The sequence below is a fragment of the Microtetraspora fusca genome (assembly GCF_001570365.1).
GTDB lineage: Bacteria > Actinomycetota > Actinomycetes > Streptosporangiales > Streptosporangiaceae > Microtetraspora > Microtetraspora fusca.
In genome coordinates this window covers 156413-172373 of sequence record NZ_BBYK01000040.1, presented here as the reverse complement: position 1 = coordinate 172373, position 15961 = coordinate 156413, and the positions used below count along the sequence as shown (strand labels likewise).

Sequence of the window (15961 nt, the reverse complement as noted above, 5' to 3'; positions counted from 1 at the left end):
ACGAAGCGTGGGGATCCCCCGGGCGTTCACAACTTTTTGATCGGCTGTCCGGACCGACCGTGCGTAGCGCGCCAACGAGACGCAGCGGACACGGCCCGGAGGCGGGCGGCGGAAACGGGTCCGGAACCCGACCGGGCCGCGTGCCACGAGCAGGCCAAGGAGACGATCATGTCGCGTCATACGTCCGTACGGCCGGAGGCGATACCCGTGCTGACCGGCCCCCTGTGGTCGTCCGGCTTCGCAGAGGCGTCCTTCCGGAGGGGAAGTGGCGGCCCCATGCTTCCCGGGAGCCGGTACGGGGACCTGGAGACGCCGGACGGCGACACGATCGCCCTCGCGCGCGGGTACACCGGCAGGGTCGTCGGCCGCTCCGGTCAACGGGTGGGCGGGTTGACCTGGCACGCCGAACCCGGCGCGGGAGCCTGCTTCCCCGACGGCGACGGATGGATCTACGTCTCCAACTCGGACGTCCCGCTGCTCGGCGGCGTGTCGGCGATCCGGTTCGGCCCGGACGGGGCCGTCAGAAGCGCGTATCGCATCCTGTCCGGGACCGACCGGAACCGCACCGGCGAGGCCACCCCCTGGGACACCTGGCTGTCGTGCGAGGAGACCGGCCGCGGCCGGATCTTCGAGTGCGATCCGTACGGCGAACACGCGGCCATGCCGCGCCTCGCGATGGGCCTGTTCCGGCACGTGGGCGCGGCGTTCGATCCGTCCAGGACGGCCGTGTACCTGACCGAGGGCGAGCCGGACGGCTGCTTCTACCGGTTCCGCCCCGAGGAGTGGGGCGACCTGACGACCGGCGTCCTGGAGGTGATGGTGGGCGGGCCGGGGCCCGGCCCAATCACCTGGCGGCGGGTCCCCAACCCGGCCGGCCTGTTCGAGCCGACCCGCGAGCAGGTCGAGGGGGCCAAGCGGTTCGCCGGGAGCGGCGACTGCCACTACTCCGGCGGCCTCTGCCACTTCGCCACGGCGGGCGACGGCCGTGTCTGGGCGTACGACGCGGAGAACGAGCAGATCACGGTCCTCGCCGGCCCGGAGCGGCGGAGTGCCGTGGGCGGGGTGACGGCGGGGCACGTCCGTGCTCTCGTCATCGCCGAGTACGGCGACGGCACGGAGATGGCGATCCTCGGGGAGGACGGCACCTACACGCCGTTCCTGTGGATCCCCGGGCACGGCGGTTCGGAGGTCGCCGGCCCGGCCTTCTCACCCGACGGCGCCAGGCTGTACTTCTCGGCATCGCACGGCGGCGGCGCGTCCGCCGCGAGTCTCACCTACGAGGTCACCGGCCCCTTCCACCGCTGATCGCGTCCCACCGAGAAAAGGGCGTCAGGACGCCCAGTCACGCGCGCGGTCGACGGCCTTCTTCCAGAGCGCGTAGGCGGCGCCGTCGTCCGGGCCGGGTTCGAAGCGGCGGTCGAGCCGCCAGGTCTCGCGCAGTTCCTCCTGCGAGGACCAGACGCCCGCGCCGAGTCCGGCGAGGAACGCCGCGCCCAGGGCCGTCGTCTCCTGCACGACCGGGCGCTCGACCGGGGTGCCGATCTGGTCCGCCTGCAGCTGCATCAGCAGGTCGTTCGCGCTGGCCCCGCCGTCGGCCTTCAACACGGGCACGGGGAGGTCCATCGTCTCCACGATGTCGCGCACCTCGAAGGCAATCGCCTCCAAGGTCGCGCGCACGAGGTGCGCCCGCCTGGTGCCGCGCGTGATGCCGAGGATCGTGCCCCGCGCATCCGGATCCCAGTACGGTGCGCCGAGGCCGGTCAGGGCGGGGACGAAGACCACGCCGCCCGAGTCGGGAACCGTCCGGGCGACGGCTTCGGTCTCCGCGGCGCTCTGGATCACGCCCAGGCCGTCGCGCAGCCACTGGACGGCGGCGCCGGTGACGAAAACCGCCCCTTCGAGCGCGTACGTCATGGCGCCGGAGGGCGCCTGCCAGGCCACCGTGGTGAGCAGCCCGGCCGCCGAGCGGACGATCTCGTCCCCGGTGTTGACCAGGATGAAGGAGCCGGTGCCGTACGTGCATTTCACGTCGCCGGGCGAGAAACAGGTCTGGCCGAACAGCGCGGCCTGCTGGTCACCCGCGACGCCGCTGATCGGCAGGTCCAACCCGAGGAACGCCTCCGGGGACGTGCGGCCGATCTCCCCGTAGTTGGGGACGAGCTCCGGCAGTGCCTCCTCCGGCACCCCGAACAGGTCGCACAGCTCCGGCGACCAGGCGCCGCGCGTGATGTCGTACAGCAGGGTCCTGGACGCGTTGGACGGGTCGGTGACGTGCCGCTCGCCGTTCGTGAGCCGCGCGATCAGGTACGAGTCAACGGTCCCGATCGCGAGGTTGCCCGTGTTCCACGCCCTCGGGTCGTTCTCGGCGAGCCAGGCCAGCTTGGTGCCCGTGAAGTAGGGATCGAGTCGCAGGCCCGTCAGCTCCGCCACCCGCGGCTCGTGCTCGCGGAGCCTCTCGCAGACGTCCGACGAGCGGCGGTCCTGCCACACGATCGCCCGGCGTGGGGCGGCGAGTGTGGTCCGGTCCCACAGCACCGCGGTCTCCCGCTGGTTGGTGATGCCGACGCACCGTGGCGGCGTCGCGGCCCCGTCGAGCGCCGTACGGCAGGCGGCGAGCGTCGCCTGCCAGATCTCCTCGGGGACGTGCTCGACCCAGCCGGGGCGGGGGAAGTGCTGCGCGAACTCCTCGTATCCCCGTGACTCGATCCGGCCGTCCTCGGACACCACCAGGGCGGTGACACCGGTCGTTCCCGCGTCGATCGCCAGGACGCTCACCGCGCCTCCTTTACCGGCACGTTGGCTAGTGTGGCTGTTGGGCGGATCGTAACCCGTGCCGCGCGGCCGGCGCGTGTACGCGGATGCCCGAGTGGGCCCCGGTCTCACCGGCGGCGGGACGCCGATCCGACCCGAGCCGAGGTGCCGGGGGAGGCTGATAGAGGAGCGGCGCGCGGCCGGTCGCCGGAATCCCGGCGCGGCGCGGACCCGCTCGTTAGGCTTGATCACCGAACCGCACGTTTGGTCTAGACCATTCCTGCCGCCTCGGGCAGAATGCCTTGCGTTGACGTGCTGGAGAGCCGGCATGGGTCTGGCCGTGAATCCATATGGAGGAACCCGTCATGCGTATCGGAGTGCTGACCGGAGGCGGCGACTGCCCCGGCCTGAACGCCGTGATCCGCGCGGTCGTCCGCAAGGGCATCGGAGTCTACGGATACGAGTTCGTCGGCTTCCGTGACGGCTGGCGCGGCCCGCTGGAGGGCGAGACCATGGAGCTGGGCATTCCGGCCGTGCGCGGCATCCTGCCGCGCGGCGGCACGATTCTCGGCTCCTCCCGTACGAACCCCATCAAGATCGAGGGCGGCGTCGAGCGGATCAAGGACAACCTGGCCGCGGCGGGCGTCGACGCCCTGATCGCCATCGGCGGCGAGGACACCCTCGGGGTCGCCAAGCAGCTCTACGACCGGGGCGTGCGGGTCGTCGGCGTGCCCAAGACGATCGACAACGACCTCAACGCGACCGACTACACGTTCGGCTTCGACACCGCGGTGAACATCGCGATGGAGGCCATCGACCGCCTCCACACCACGGCCGAGTCCCACCACCGCGCCCTCATCTGCGAGGTCATGGGCCGCCACGCCGGCTGGATCGCCCTGCACGCCGGCATGGCCGCGGGCGCGAACGTCATCCTGATCCCGGAGAAGCCGTTCGACATCGACCGCGTCTGCGCCTACGTGGAGTCCCGCTTCAAGACCCGCTACTCGCCGATAATCGTCGTCGCCGAGGGCGCCCACCCGATCGAGGGCCAGATGGCGCTGCAGGCCGGCGAGCTCGACGCGTTCGGGCACGTACGCCTCGGCGGCATCGGCGAGGTCCTCGCCCAGGAGATCGAGAAGCGCACCGGCAAGGAGGCCCGCACCACGGTCCTCGGCCACATCCAGCGCGGCGGTACGCCGACCGCGTACGACCGGGTCCTGGCCACCCGCTTCGGGCTCGGGGCCATCGACGCCGTCCACGAGGGCGACTACGGCAAGATGATCGCCCTGAGCGGAACCGATATCGTGCGGGTCGGTCTCGACGCGGCGACCGCGGAGCTCAAGACCGTTCCGGCCTCGCGCTACGAGGAGGCCGAGGTCTTCTTCGGCTGATCGGGCCGACGGCCCAGGCGAGCGGCAACGCGTCGTCGGTCTCAGGAGCCGACCGGTCCTGGTGAGAGGTGACCGGTCTGGGAAGAAGGGCCGCCCCGGGGTTCCGGGGCGGCCCTTCGCCTGTCCGGGCGCCGGCACGCACGCCCCTCCAGGCTCGCGTCCCCACGCCCACATCGTCCGGGGGTACGCCTCCGATCGCGACGTCTTGGGGCAGACGGCCCTCGCCGTCCTCACTCACGTCGGCGGTGTTGGTGGTGTTGCGGCTCGCGGGGGAGGGGCGAGGCCGATCCGGCCCGCCGCTCGGCCAGCCACTCCAGCAACTCCGCCTCCGCGCGCAGTTCGCGCTCGGAGGGGGCGAGGATGGCCGACAGCAGCATCACCAGGGTGAACATGCTGATGGTGACCAGCAGCGGGACCAGGAAATCGATGGCCGAGGCGCCGGGGACCATCTCCGGATCGGGGTCGAGCCGCACGCTCATCGCGAACATGCCGGTGTAGTGCATCCCACTGACGGCCACCCCCATGATCAGCGCGGCCCCGGCGGTCGGGAGCGCGCCCCGCACCCGTGTCGTGAACCACAGCGCGACCGTCGCCGCCACGACGGCGATCAGCACGGAGGCGGCGACGACGGCGAAGTCGTAGTGGACGTGCCCCGGCATGTTCATCGCGGCCATGCCGACGTAGTGCATGCAGGCGACGCCGCCTCCAGTGAGCAGCCCGCCCGCGAGCAGTGGTCCCGACCGCGTGCCGCCGTACGCGACGAGGAACAGGCCGGCGCCCACCACGGCCACCGCGATGAGGGCCGAGGCGGCGGTGAGCGGGATGTCATAGCGGATCGGGACGTTCCCGACCGCGAACCCCATCATCGCGATGAAGTGCATGACCCAGATCCCGGTGCCGCCGATCGACACGGCGCCACCGACCAGCCAGCGCACCCGGGCGCCGCCGACCGCGAAACGGGCGCGCGCGGTCAGCATCAGCCCGAGCATCGATCCGATGCTGGACATCACGTACGCGAGCACCGGCGTGAGCAGCCCGTACGCGAAGTGGTTTATGTGTGCCATGAATTCACCTTCGGTAATTCGAGACACCGGGAGTATGGCAATGGGGCCGCATTTACAAAGCTATAGGGGGATATTTAGGGGGGTGGAGAGGGAGAATTTTTGTCCCGAGAGAGAGGGGGTTCCTCATGTGTGGATAAACGTGCACTCCGAGTGAGGTTCGGTTCACGTTTCTCGTGCAGTGATCGCGAAATCCGACTCCGGCTCGTATGGAAAGCCCGAATTTCCCTCACGTTCGATCGTTCCCTGTCCGCGTCGACCGGTCGGGTCGCGGCTGGTAGGAACGATGATTCGGTGGATCCAGCCTTCGAATACCGACGGGAAACCCGCTCTCGCCTCGACCGAATTCCGGGTGCGGGGTCCGCTCCGAGCGCAGGACGCCGGTCGGCCGATGAATCCTGAGCCGCCTAAGTGGCCTCCGGCGTGCGAATTCTTGTTTGATCGGACGATCCGCGCCTGCGCGGGGCGAAATGCGCGACGGGCTGCCCGAAAAGCTTCTTGGGGTGGTGGCCGCCATGCGCTCACCGGCGCCGGCACCGTAGTCCCCGATCTCCCCCTCCCGGAAAGGGACGTGGGTACGGCGGAGGCGGGGGTTGTGGAGGGGCCGTACGTGCCGGGGCGGGCACCGGGGACCGTGCCCGTGGGGGGTCGTCTCGCCGGGGGCGGACGAGGGGCGCGCGCGGACTAAAGTAGCGGGATCGCGGCGTTGTCCCTTGCCGGGCCGGTTTCCGGTTCGCCGCAGCCGCCCGTACCCGCCACACTTGCGGTAGCCGTACTGTCTCGAACCGCTTCGCCGGAGGTAACACGATGTCCGTGACGGCCATGTCGGCCCTGGGTGAGCCCTGCGTGCTGCTCAAGCTGGGCGAGGTCGTCCTCAAGGGCAGGAACCGCGAGCTCTTCGAGAGCCGGCTGCGCTCCAACATCAAGGCCGCGCTCAAGGAGTTCACGGTCGACATCCGGCAGCGGCACGGCGTGATCGCGCTGTTCCTGCCGAAGGGCACGTCGGTGGACGTCGCCGAGGCGGTCGCGCAGCGCGTGTCCGAGGTGCCCGGTCTGGTGCGGGTCAACCTCGCCTGGCGCGTCGCCAAGACTCCCGAGGCCGTGACCGAGGCGGCCATCGAGCTGATCAAGGACAGGGACGAGGTCGCGCGCAAGGCGTCCTTCGCCGTCCGCTCGCGACGCAGGGACAAGCGCTTCCCGCTGCGCTCCAACGAGCTGGACCGCCTCGTCGGCGGCACCATCAACGACACGTACGGCCTGCCGGTCGACCTGAGCAAGCCCGAGCTGACCGTCTTCATCGAGGTGGACAGGGACGAGGTCTTCGTCTTCACCGACGGCCTGCCGGGCCAGGGAGGGCTGCCGGTCGGCTCCAGCGGGCGGGCGCTGGTCCTGATGTCCGGCGGCATCGACTCGCCGGTCGCCGCCTACCGGATGATGCGGCGCGGTCTCCGGGTGGATTTCCTGCATTTCTCCGGCATCCCGTTCACCACGTCCGAGTCCATCTACAAGGCGTACGCGCTGGTCCGCCGGCTCGACCGGTTCCAGGGGAAGTCGCGCCTGTGGGTGGTGCCGTTCGGCAAGGCCCAGCAGTCGATCAGGGCGTCCGGCCAGGACCGGCTCGCCGTGATCGCGCAGCGGCGCCTGATGCTGAAGACGGCGGAGGAGGTCGCCCACCGCATCCGCGCGGAGGCGCTGGTCACCGGAGACTCTCTCGGGCAGGTCTCGTCCCAGACGCTGGCCAACATCACCGCCCAGGACCACGCGGTCGCGATGCCCATCCTGCGGCCGCTGATCGGGCTGGACAAGACCGAGATCATGGCCGAGGCGCGCCGGATCGGCACGCTGGAGATCTCCGAGCTGCCGGACGAGGACTGCTGCACGCTCCTCGCTCCGCGTACGGCCGAGACCCGGGCCAAGATCGAGGACCTCAAGCAGATCGAGAAGCGGCTCGACGCCGAGGAGCTCGCCGTCCAGCTCGCCGACTCCCTGCAGGAGTACAAGCTCGAAGGCGTCTGACCGGGCCGGTGCGGTGGCCCGGTCACCCGGTCAGAAGGACGGCTCCCGATAGGCGTAGATGTCGTCGAGGTCGTACAGCGCGATCTCGTCGGGGGCCTCCCTCGCCGCCTGGCGCAGGTGCTCCGAGAAGCCGTGCATGGAGAAGATCGCCAGCACGGCGTTCTCCGCCTTGTGGTCCTTGGACAGCAGCGCCCGGATGTGGCGAAGGCGCTCCAGGTCCTTCAGGCCGCGCGGACGCTCGGTCGCCTTGGTCTCGCCGATGACGGTGATCGTCGAGCCCTTGGGGCGGCCACTGGTGTTGAACGCGAGACCGACGTAGTCCACCTCGTGGGTGGTCCGGCTGGCCGGGTCGGGCACCAGTGCCCAGCCGTCCGAGCCGAGGTCGGTCCGGTTGTACAGCAGCCGGAACGCGCTCCGGGTCGCGATCTGCTCGAACGCCGGGCCGAGCACCTGGGAGCGGAAGCTCTGCTGGGCACCGCGCCAGGCGTCCTCCGGAGTCAGATTCCCTTCGGCCAGTAGGGACATACGCGGGCCGACCACGGCGTGGTGGAAGCGGACGATCGGGTCGTTCAGCCGGAACAGGTAGTCGCGGGGCCGCAGGAGGTCGCGCCACTCGTCGACGTACCGCATGGCCACCAGCCGGGCGACGATCCCGTCGGTCTCATCCCTGGAACGGCCGATGGCCCCGCCGATCTTCGTCAGGGTGGTGTTGCCCTCGGAGATCGCCTTCATCGCCTGCCGGTAGATGTCCTTGTCCGTGATGCGCGGGTCCTCGCGGAGCAGGCGATCGATCTCGTCCTCGGTGAAGAAGTCCGGCCGAGGTCGGAGCAGTGCGTCGGCGAGCCAGGCGTCCAGCTCCTCCATCGTCTGCGGAACCGGGAGCCCCGTCAGTTGCAGGAGCGGATTCCGGTAACCCGGAGCGCCGCCGAGCGCCGCGAAGAGGGTGAACGCCACCCGGCGGTCCTCGATCCCCCAGAACCGCGCCATGTCGACATGGTCGAAAGGGTCCATGGTCAGCTTGAAGGTGAGGCGGCCGAAGAGCGGCCGGGAGCCGTGACCGAGCTCGTGGATCACCGACATCGCCGAGCCGCAGAGCAGCATGCGCCCCTCGATGAGCCGGTCGTAGTAGCCGATCCAGAGGCCCGGCTTGCCGGGCTCGCCGCGCCGGAACGAGCTGGTGTCGTAGACCGCCTTCACGATCGACTGCAGGTCCGGGGTGTCCCGCAGCAGATAGGGGAACTCGTCGATCACGACGGGGGGTATCCGGTTTCCCTCGCTCCTGCTGAACGTCGCGTCCATCGCGATCTGGAGCAGCCGGTCCCACGTGTCGGGCGCGTCGAGAGTCAGGGCCGACAGTTCGGCGGTCCGGGACGGGTCGTAGGTGATCAGCTCCTTACGGAACCGCTGCTGGACTTGTACGAGCGTCTCCTCGAGGCGCGCCTCGAAGTAGAACCCGCCGGTCGCGTTGGTGAACCGCTTGAGAAGGTAGGACTTCCCGGTACGGCGACGGCCGGCCAGTGCGGCCACCCCCGAGCCCGGGGTTCCGATGGGAGAAGGCCGCGCGAACCGCTCCAGGATCTCCCAGTCCTCGTCGCGGTCAACGATGTCGTCAGGTTTGGGCAACATGCGGGCAGCGTATTTTCCCGGCTCGGGCGTCCGCTGGAATTCCAGGAAAGCCTTCCGACCTGCGGTTATATGCGGATTTCGCGACTAATGTGCCCCACCGGTCGGTACGGCTCGCCGCTCGTGGCGCAAGCCGTACCCGGTCGTCTGCGTCCGGACGGCCGGACAGCCGGAAGGTCAGGGGCGCGAGACCACGCGGTGGCGGGCCGCGCCCCGAGGCGAGCCGGAGATCACGCGGGCACCGGGACCGCGTGCGTGGCGTCGGTGAGCGTACGGCCCAGCAGCGGGGGGAACTGGCGCATCACCCGCGCGAGCTCGCGCAGGTCGCCGTTGACCAGGGCCTGGGGGCCGTCGCAGAGCGCCTGCTCGGGGTGGGGATGGACGTCGATGATCACGCCGTCGGCGCCGACCGCGACGGCCGCGCGGGTGAGCGGCAGGACGAGGTCGCGGCGGCCGCCCGAGTGGGACGGGTCGATGATCACAGGGAGGTGGGAGAGCCGCTGCGCGACGGGGACCGCGGAGACGTCCAGGGTGTTGCGGGTGGCGGTCTCGAACGTGCGGATGCCGCGCTCGCACAGCACGATGTCGAGGTTGCCGCGCTGGGCGATGTACTCGGCCGACATCAGCCACTCTTCGATCGTGCCGCTCATGCCGCGCTTGAGCATGACCGGCTTGCCCGCCTTGCCGACCGCCTGGAGCAGCGCGAAGTTCTGCGTGTTACGGGTGCCGATCTGCAGCATGTCCGCGTAGGACGCGACCAGCTCGACGTCGTGGGCGTCCACCACCTCGGTGACGATCGGCAGGCCGGTCTTCTCGCGTACGTCGGCGAGGATCCGCAGGCCCTCCTCGCCCAGCCCCTGGAAGGCGTACGGCGAGGTGCGCGGCTTGAAGGCGCCGCCGCGCAGCAGGGTCGCGCCCGCGGCCTTGGCCATCTCGGCCGCCTCCAGGGTCTGCCGCGGGGTCTCGACGGCGCACGGGCCCGCGATCAGCGTCACGGTGTCCGGGCCGATCGGCACCCCGCCCACCCTGACGGTCGACCGCTCGGGATGGTTCTCCCGGCTGACCAGCTTGTACGGCACGGACACGCGCATGACGTCCGCGACGCCGGACTTGCCGCGCAGGTTCAGCGCCGCGAACCGTTCGACGTCGCCGACCAGCCCGATGATCGTCCGGCTCACGCCGCGGCTGACGAACGCCTCGCCGCCGGCCGTGGCGACGAGCCCGACGATCGACTCGATGTCGTCCGGGGTCGCCTCGGATCCCATGACGATGACCATGGTCACTCCTAGTGGGTGCTGTCGTTTTCCTCGCAAAACGCGAAAGGCCCCGGGTCCGTGTGGACCCGGGGCCTTTTCGTTCGCCTTGGCTGTCAGCGCAGCGCTAAGGGGCGAGCGGTCCCTGCGGGTCCGTCGCCATACCAAAACTCAGCGGTACGCATGCCACGCAATATAGCGCATGTCCGGCAGCGGGCGGGACCGTTCGTGATCGTGGATGGCCTTCCGGCCGCTGGCGGGGTCCCGGTGCCGGTGAAGGGAACGGCTGGTGGCAGGATGGCGACGTGCCGGAGATGCCCGAAGAGGAGAACCGTCTGCCCCCGGGGCAGTACATCCCACGCGGCCGGCCCGTCATCCACTACGGCCGGGTCCCGGCGTTCCGTCCCGAGAGCTGGCGGTTCCAGGTCTTCGGCGCGACGGCGTCGGGTGACACGCACATGCTCGGATGGGAGGAGTTCGCCGCGCTGCCCAGGACCGCGGTCATCGCGGACTTCCACTGCGTCACCAAGTTCTCGATCATGGGTAACGAGTGGTCGGGCGTCGCGGCGCGGACGCTGATGGAGTGCGTCCCCCCGGCCCCCGGCGTACGGCACGTCATGATCTGGGCCGAGTACGGCTACAGCGCCAACATCCGGATGAGCGACTTCGACCGCGACACGACGCTGTTCGCCACCGCGCTGGACGACAAGCCGCTCACCCCCGAGCGTGGCTTCCCCGTACGCGTCGTGGTCCCGCACCTGTACGCCTGGAAGAGCGTGAAGTGGGTGCGCGGGGTCGAGTACATGACGGAGGACCGGCGCGGCTTCTGGGAGGAGCGCGGCTACCACAACATCGCCGACCCCTGGCGCGAGCAGCGGTACTCCTACCAGGAGGAGCCGGGCGAGGGTCCTCCCTGACCGGCGGAGAGGCACTCCCCTTCGTGTCCGCGTGACCACTCTTCGTCGTCGAAACCCTTGCGGGCCCGGCGGGCGAGGCGGCACGGTGGTGGTCATGCTGCGTGTTATGGCCGTCGACGGCGAGGCGTCCGCCTTGTCCGAGCTCGTCTACCTCCTGCGCCGGAACGAGCGGATCGAGCACGTCACCACCGCACAGGACGGGCTGGCCGCGCTCCACATGATCGTGACGATGCTCGGCGCCGGAGAGCGCCTCGACGGAGTCTTCCTCGACGTCCGGCTGCCCGGGCTGGACGGGTTCGAGCTGGCGAAGATGATCGTCGGCTTCCCTGGGCGGACCCGGCTGGTCTTCGTCACCGCCCACGACTGCGCGGTCCGCGCGTTCGAGTTGGAGGCCGTCGACTACGTGCTCAAGCCGGTACGCCCCGAACGGCTGGCGCAGGCCGTGCGGCGGCTCTCCTCGGCGGCCGAGGCGGCGGGCGGCGAGGAGGAGGGCGTCGACGTCATCCCCGTCGAGCTGGGCGGCCGCACCAAGTTCGTCCAGCGCCAGGCCGTCTGGTACGCCGAGGCCTACGGCGACTACGTGCGGCTGCACACCGTGGACGGCACCTACCTCGTACGGATGCCTCTGGCGGCGCTCGAACGCCGCTGGGGCGGCTCGGGCTTCGTCCGCGCCCACCGCAGCACGCTGGTGAACGCGCGGCACGTCAGCGAACTGCGCTATGACGGCGGCCGGATGGTGCTCCAGGTGGGGGGTGAGGTCCTTCCCGTGAGCAGGCGGCACACCCGCCAGGTGCGCGACCAACTCGTCCGGCGCTTCCGGGTTCCCACCTCGACAGTCGGCTCGATGTGACCCTCGGGCGGTCACCGGCGGTGAGGGAGCGCGACCGCTCGTCGCGCCAGGGACGCCGTCGGTCCCGACGGGGATGGCCGCATGTCGCGAAACAGCGACCGCTCGTCCCAACTCCGGCCGCGAGCGCGGCGCGCCGCCGTAATCTCTCCGTCATTGCAAGGCCACGCCGCGTAGCTGACTGAAGTTCGTGACCATGCCGCGCGGATGCCGGGCGAGCCCTCACTGGGGGTGAGGGCGCTGGGAAATATCCGAAAATGCCGCATAAGTCGGCATCTGTCGGATATGGCCTGTCGCGGGATCCGCGAAAGCGGTCCGGCCATCGGGGGCGCCGGACCGCGAGCGGGCCCCGTGCGGTCCATCTATCCGAGACCGCCGGCCGCCGAAGGCGCGTCAGCCGCTGGCCGCGGGCTCCCGGAGCTTCTTCAGCAGCGCGATGTTCTCCCGGTCCTTGTCCGCCTTGCCGGGCGTCTCGATGCAGAGCGGCACCCCGGCGGTCACGGGGTGGCGCATGATCTCGGCGAAGGGCTCCGCGCCGATGTGCCCGGCGCCGATGTTCTCGTGGCGGTCCTTCTTCGAGCCGCACACGTCCTTCGAGTCGTTCGCGTGGATCAGCTTGAGCCGTCCGGGAGCGGTCGCGTGCAGCGCGTCGAGCATCTCCGCCACCCCGCCGGGGGCGGCCAGGTCGTGCCCGGCGGCGAAGGCGTGGCAGGTGTCCAGGCAGACGCCCACCTTGGGGTGGTGTTCCAGCGCGTCCAGGTAGGGCCCGAGGTCCTGCACGGTCGCGCAGAGCATCTGCCCCTGCCCGGCCATGGGTTCGAGGAGCAGGTCGGGGCCGCCCTCGGGGATCTCCTCCACCAGTGGGAGGAGGTGCTCGTGGATCTGGCGCATGGCGTCGTCCCGCGACTGGCTGACCGCGGAACCGGTGTGCACCACCACGCCGAGGGCGCCGATCTGGGCGCCGCGCCTGAGCGTGTGCCTGATCACCGCCACGGAGCTGTCCAGGGTCGCCGGGGTGGGCGAGCCGAAGTTCACCAGGTAGGGGGCGTGCGCGAAGACCGGCAGCCCGGACGCGGCGAGCTTCGCGTCCTCGGCCGGGTCGCCGTCGTTCAGTGCCCAGGTCCGGGGGTTGGTGACGAAGACCTGGGCCATCTCGGCGCCGACGTCGGCCGCGTAGCGCAACCCGCCGGTGGCGAGACCGCCCGCGACGGAAACGTGCGCGCCAATCGCATTTCTCGAGGTCATGATGGCTCCAGCCTAGTGTCCCGACCGGCAAGCCTCGCCCCCGTCGCGTCACCTCGCGCGACGCTCCGTCACCGGTGCCCGAGCATTCGTGGCAACGTGCGAACCCGGGCGGGGGACACGACCGGGCGGTTGTGCGTTCGAGCTAGACCCGTCCTCCGTGGCGATGTTGACTGCATGCATGCGAGAACTCAGCCAGGAGGAACTGCGCTCCTGCTGCGCGTCCACGACCTGGATGGCCGCCGTCGCGGCGCGACAGCCGTACGCCGACCTCGCCGCGCTGGTGGAGGCCGGTGAGGCCGCGGTCGCGACGCTGGACTGGGCCGACATCGTGGAGGCGCTCGCGGCGCATCCCCGCATCGGCGAGCGCGCCCTGGCCGAGCGGACGGCGGACGGCGGGCGCGAGGAGGCGTGGTCCCGGGCCGAGCAGTCCGGCGCGGCCGGCGCGTCCCCGGGCGTGCTCGACGCCATCGCCAGGGGGAACGCGGTCTACGAGGAGCGGTTTGGGCACGTCTATCTGGTACGCGCCACCGGCAGGAGCGCCGAGGAGATGCTCGGCCTGCTGCTCGCCCGGCTCGGGAACGACGAGGAGACCGAGCAGGAGATCGTCCGCGCCCAGCTGGCCGAGATCGTCCGGATCCGGTTGGAGAAGGCGGTGACCGGCGGGTGAGCCTCTCCACTCACGTGCTCGACACGGCGAAGGGCGTCCCGGCCCCGGGCGTGCTCGTGCGGCTCTCGCGCATGACCGTGCACGGTTTCCTCGCCGCGGCCGAGGGCCGTACGGACGGGGACGGCCGGATCCGGGAGTGGTCACCGGTGAGCGCGGAGTGGGTCGAGGGGACGGACCCGCGCCCCGGCACCTACCGCCTGGTCTTCCACACGGGGGAGTACCTGGGGGAGGACGCGTTCTTCCCCGAGGTCAGCGTGGTCTTCACGATCCGCGAGCACGACGGCCACTGCCACGTGCCGCTGCTGCTCAGCCCGTACGCCTACTCGACCTATCGCGGGAGCTAACGTGATCGTCCTGGGTCCCAACCGGTACGGCAAGGCCGAGATCAGGGTGCTCAGGGTCACCCGGAACGGGGACGCCCACCGCCTGAAAGATCTCAACGTGAGCACGTCGCTGTGCGGCGCGATGGACGACGTGCACCTGACCGGCGACAACTCGGCCGTGCTCACCACCGACGCGCAGAAGAACACGGTGTACGCCTTCGCCAGGAAGCACGGCATCGGCGCGATCGAGGACTTCGCCCTGCTGCTGGCCAGGCACTTCGTGGACTCCCAGCCATCCGTCCACCGGGCGCGGGTCGCGATCGAGGAGTACGCCTGGGAGCGGAACGCCGGCTCCGGGCACTCATTCGTCCGCTCGGGCGGCGAGGTGCGCACCTGCGTCGCCCACTACGACGGATCGGCCGCGCGGATGGTGTGCGGGCTGCGCGACCTCGTCGTGCTCAACACGACGAACTCCGAGTTCCGGGGGTTCGTCAAGGACGCGTACACGACGCTTCCGGAGACCGGTGACCGGATCCTCGCCACGGCGGTGGAGGCGTCCTGGCGGCACGCGGCGACGCCTCCCGGCGGGACCGGCGCGGAAGGCGAAGAGGCCCCGACCGACTGGGACAAGTCGTACGAGAGCGCCCGTCAGGCGCTGCTCGCCGCCTTCGCCGGGACCTACAGCCGCTCCCTGCAGCAGACGCTGTACGCCATGGGAGCCCGCGTTATCGCCGACTGCCCCGAGATCTGCGAGGTACGGCTCTCGCTGCCGAACAGGCACCACTTCCTGGTCGATCTCGCGCCGTTCGGGCTGGACAACCCCGACGAGGTCTACCTCGCGGCCGACCGGCCGTACGGACTGATTGAGGGGACGGTCCTGCGCGACGACGCGCCCCCGGCCGGCCCGGCCTGGGAGTGACCGCGATGGACTTCCTGCGCCCCGCCACATGGGAGGACGCCCTGGCGATGAAGGCCGCGAGGCCGGACGCGACGCCGATCCAGGGCGGCACGGACGTCATGGTCGAGATCAACCTCGACAAGGGACGTCCGACGGCGCTCCTCGACCTGAACCCCGTCGCCGAGCTGGCCCGATGGTCCTGGACGGCCGGGCCCGCCCCGATGCTCCGCGTGGGCGCGGGCGTCACGTACACGCGGTTGATCTCGGAGCTGGGCACGTGGCTGCCGGGGCTCGCCCAGGCGTCCCGTACCGTCGGCTCGCCGCAGATCAGGAACAGGGGCACGCTCGCGGGCAACCTGGGCGCGGCCTCGCCCGCCGGAGACGGCCACCCGCCGCTGCTGGCGTCCGGCGCGCTGGTCGAGGCCGAGTCGGTACGCGGGACCCGGCTCATCCCGATCATCGAGTTCTACACCGGCGTGAAGCGCAACGCGCTGGAGGGCGACGAGCTGATCCGTGCGGTCCACGTCCCCCCGGCCGCCGGTCCGCAGTGCTTCGCCAAGGTCGGCACGAGGAACGCCATGGTGATCGCGGTCTGCTCCTTCGCCGTCGCCCTCGACGTGCGGGCGCGGCGCGCGGGCACCGGGATCGGCTCCGCCGCCCCCACTCCACGCCGGGCACATGCGGCCGAGGAGTTCCTCGCCGGAGAGCTCGACTGGGACGGCGCGGGGCCGCTCGATCCCGCGCTGGCCCACAGGTTCGGCGAGCTGGTGGCGGAGGCGGCCGCGCCCATCGACGACGTGCGCGGCCGGGCGGACTACCGGCGGCACGCCCTGGCCGTGATGGCGCGCCGGTCGCTCGGGTGGGCGTGGGCGGAGCGCGGCTCGGTCCCGGGGACATCAGACGCGTCGGGGACTTATCACCAGAAGTCGGGTGAAAACGGATGAATGACAGCGCTTCACGATCCCATGT

14 protein-coding genes are annotated in these 15961 nt (G+C 70.7%); 9 read left to right on the top strand and 5 right to left on the bottom strand.

What is annotated here, in order from left to right:
• The first annotated feature begins 168 nt into the window (after window positions 1-168).
• Window positions 169-1305: an alkaline phosphatase PhoX gene (locus tag AWQ68_RS06185; RefSeq protein ID WP_066936034.1), complete on the top strand. Its 1137-nt coding sequence runs from the start codon at window positions 169-171 to the stop codon at window positions 1303-1305.
• A gap of 24 nt (window positions 1306-1329) precedes the next feature.
• Here the strand turns inward: AWQ68_RS06185 and glpK are convergent, their stop codons facing one another.
• On the bottom strand, window positions 1330-2775 hold the full coding sequence (glpK, locus tag AWQ68_RS06180) for a glycerol kinase GlpK (protein ID WP_066936031.1): 1446 nt from the start codon (window positions 2773-2775) through the stop codon (window positions 1330-1332).
• Between the two features lie 341 nt (window positions 2776-3116).
• Between glpK and AWQ68_RS06175 the strand changes: the two genes are divergently transcribed.
• Window positions 3117-4142 (top strand): 6-phosphofructokinase, encoded by a 1026-nt coding sequence (locus tag AWQ68_RS06175; protein ID WP_066936651.1) that lies wholly within the window; start codon window positions 3117-3119, stop codon window positions 4140-4142.
• A 230-nt stretch (window positions 4143-4372) separates the two neighbouring features.
• Here the strand turns inward: AWQ68_RS06175 and AWQ68_RS06170 are convergent, their stop codons facing one another.
• Window positions 4373-5206 carry an MHYT domain-containing protein gene (locus tag AWQ68_RS06170; protein WP_066936028.1) on the bottom strand — a complete coding sequence of 278 codons (834 nt, stop codon included), beginning with the start codon at window positions 5204-5206 and terminating at the stop codon, window positions 4373-4375.
• Window positions 5207-6010: 804 nt separating this feature from the next.
• On the opposite strand from AWQ68_RS06170, the gene thiI reads away from it, so the two are divergent.
• Window positions 6011-7219 carry a tRNA uracil 4-sulfurtransferase ThiI gene (gene thiI, locus AWQ68_RS06165; protein ID WP_066936026.1) on the top strand — a complete coding sequence of 403 codons (1209 nt, stop codon included), beginning with the start codon at window positions 6011-6013 and terminating at the stop codon, window positions 7217-7219.
• A 30-nt stretch (window positions 7220-7249) separates the two neighbouring features.
• On the opposite strand, the gene AWQ68_RS06160 is transcribed toward thiI, so the two are convergent.
• Window positions 7250-8845, bottom strand: a complete 1596-nt coding sequence (locus AWQ68_RS06160; protein ID WP_066936023.1) for an AAA family ATPase — start codon at window positions 8843-8845, stop codon at window positions 7250-7252.
• A gap of 227 nt (window positions 8846-9072) precedes the next feature.
• Window positions 9073-10119, bottom strand: coding sequence for a 3-deoxy-7-phosphoheptulonate synthase (aroF, locus tag AWQ68_RS06155; RefSeq protein WP_066936649.1), 1047 nt, complete (start codon window positions 10117-10119; stop codon window positions 9073-9075).
• A 290-nt stretch (window positions 10120-10409) separates the two neighbouring features.
• Here aroF and AWQ68_RS06150 point away from each other — a divergent pair, with 290 nt between their 5' ends.
• A complete protein-coding gene (locus AWQ68_RS06150) occupies window positions 10410-11012 on the top strand; it encodes a sulfite oxidase-like oxidoreductase (protein WP_066936646.1) in 603 nt (200 codons plus the stop codon).
• 94 nt (window positions 11013-11106) lie between these two features.
• Window positions 11107-11862, top strand: coding sequence for a LytR/AlgR family response regulator transcription factor (locus AWQ68_RS06145; protein ID WP_066936643.1), 756 nt, complete (start codon window positions 11107-11109; stop codon window positions 11860-11862).
• Between the two features lie 390 nt (window positions 11863-12252).
• On the opposite strand, the gene AWQ68_RS06140 is transcribed toward AWQ68_RS06145, so the two are convergent.
• Window positions 12253-13104, bottom strand: coding sequence for a deoxyribonuclease IV (locus AWQ68_RS06140; protein WP_066936020.1), 852 nt, complete (start codon window positions 13102-13104; stop codon window positions 12253-12255).
• A gap of 178 nt (window positions 13105-13282) precedes the next feature.
• On the opposite strand from AWQ68_RS06140, the gene uraD reads away from it, so the two are divergent.
• From uraD to AWQ68_RS06120, 4 genes are read left to right on the top strand one after another with little or no spacing between them, the layout of a single operon-like run.
• Window positions 13283-13771 (top strand): 2-oxo-4-hydroxy-4-carboxy-5-ureidoimidazoline decarboxylase, encoded by a 489-nt coding sequence (uraD, locus tag AWQ68_RS06135; RefSeq protein ID WP_245655770.1) that lies wholly within the window; start codon window positions 13283-13285, stop codon window positions 13769-13771.
• Window positions 13768-14115 (top strand): hydroxyisourate hydrolase, encoded by a 348-nt coding sequence (gene uraH, locus AWQ68_RS06130; protein WP_066936018.1) that lies wholly within the window; start codon window positions 13768-13770, stop codon window positions 14113-14115. Before uraD ends, uraH begins: the two co-directional genes overlap by 4 nt.
• Window position 14116: 1 nt before the next feature.
• Window positions 14117-15013, top strand: a complete 897-nt coding sequence (gene pucL, locus AWQ68_RS06125; protein WP_066936015.1) for a factor-independent urate hydroxylase — start codon at window positions 14117-14119, stop codon at window positions 15011-15013.
• A 5-nt stretch (window positions 15014-15018) separates the two neighbouring features.
• Window positions 15019-15936 carry an FAD binding domain-containing protein gene (locus AWQ68_RS06120; protein WP_084463730.1) on the top strand — a complete coding sequence of 306 codons (918 nt, stop codon included), beginning with the start codon at window positions 15019-15021 and terminating at the stop codon, window positions 15934-15936.
• Window positions 15937-15961 lie beyond the last annotated feature (25 nt).

Coding starts and splice junctions, on each gene's coding strand:
- AWQ68_RS06185 (WP_066936034.1), top strand. CDS start 169: ATGTCGCGTCATACGTCCGTACGGCCGGAGGCGATACCCGTGCTGACC.
- AWQ68_RS06175 (WP_066936651.1), top strand. CDS start 3,117: ATGCGTATCGGAGTGCTGACCGGAGGCGGCGACTGCCCCGGCCTGAAC.
- AWQ68_RS06170 (WP_066936028.1), bottom strand. CDS start 5,206: ATGGCACACATAAACCACTTCGCGTACGGGCTGCTCACGCCGGTGCTC.
- thiI (WP_066936026.1), top strand. CDS start 6,011: ATGTCCGTGACGGCCATGTCGGCCCTGGGTGAGCCCTGCGTGCTGCTC.
- AWQ68_RS06160 (WP_066936023.1), bottom strand. CDS start 8,845: ATGTTGCCCAAACCTGACGACATCGTTGACCGCGACGAGGACTGGGAG.
- aroF (WP_066936649.1), bottom strand. CDS start 10,119: ATGGTCATCGTCATGGGATCCGAGGCGACCCCGGACGACATCGAGTCG.
- AWQ68_RS06150 (WP_066936646.1), top strand. CDS start 10,410: ATGCCCGAAGAGGAGAACCGTCTGCCCCCGGGGCAGTACATCCCACGC.
- AWQ68_RS06145 (WP_066936643.1), top strand. CDS start 11,107: ATGCTGCGTGTTATGGCCGTCGACGGCGAGGCGTCCGCCTTGTCCGAG.
- AWQ68_RS06140 (WP_066936020.1), bottom strand. CDS start 13,104: ATGACCTCGAGAAATGCGATTGGCGCGCACGTTTCCGTCGCGGGCGGT.
- uraD (WP_245655770.1), top strand. CDS start 13,283: ATGCGAGAACTCAGCCAGGAGGAACTGCGCTCCTGCTGCGCGTCCACG.
- AWQ68_RS06120 (WP_084463730.1), top strand. CDS start 15,019: ATGGACTTCCTGCGCCCCGCCACATGGGAGGACGCCCTGGCGATGAAG.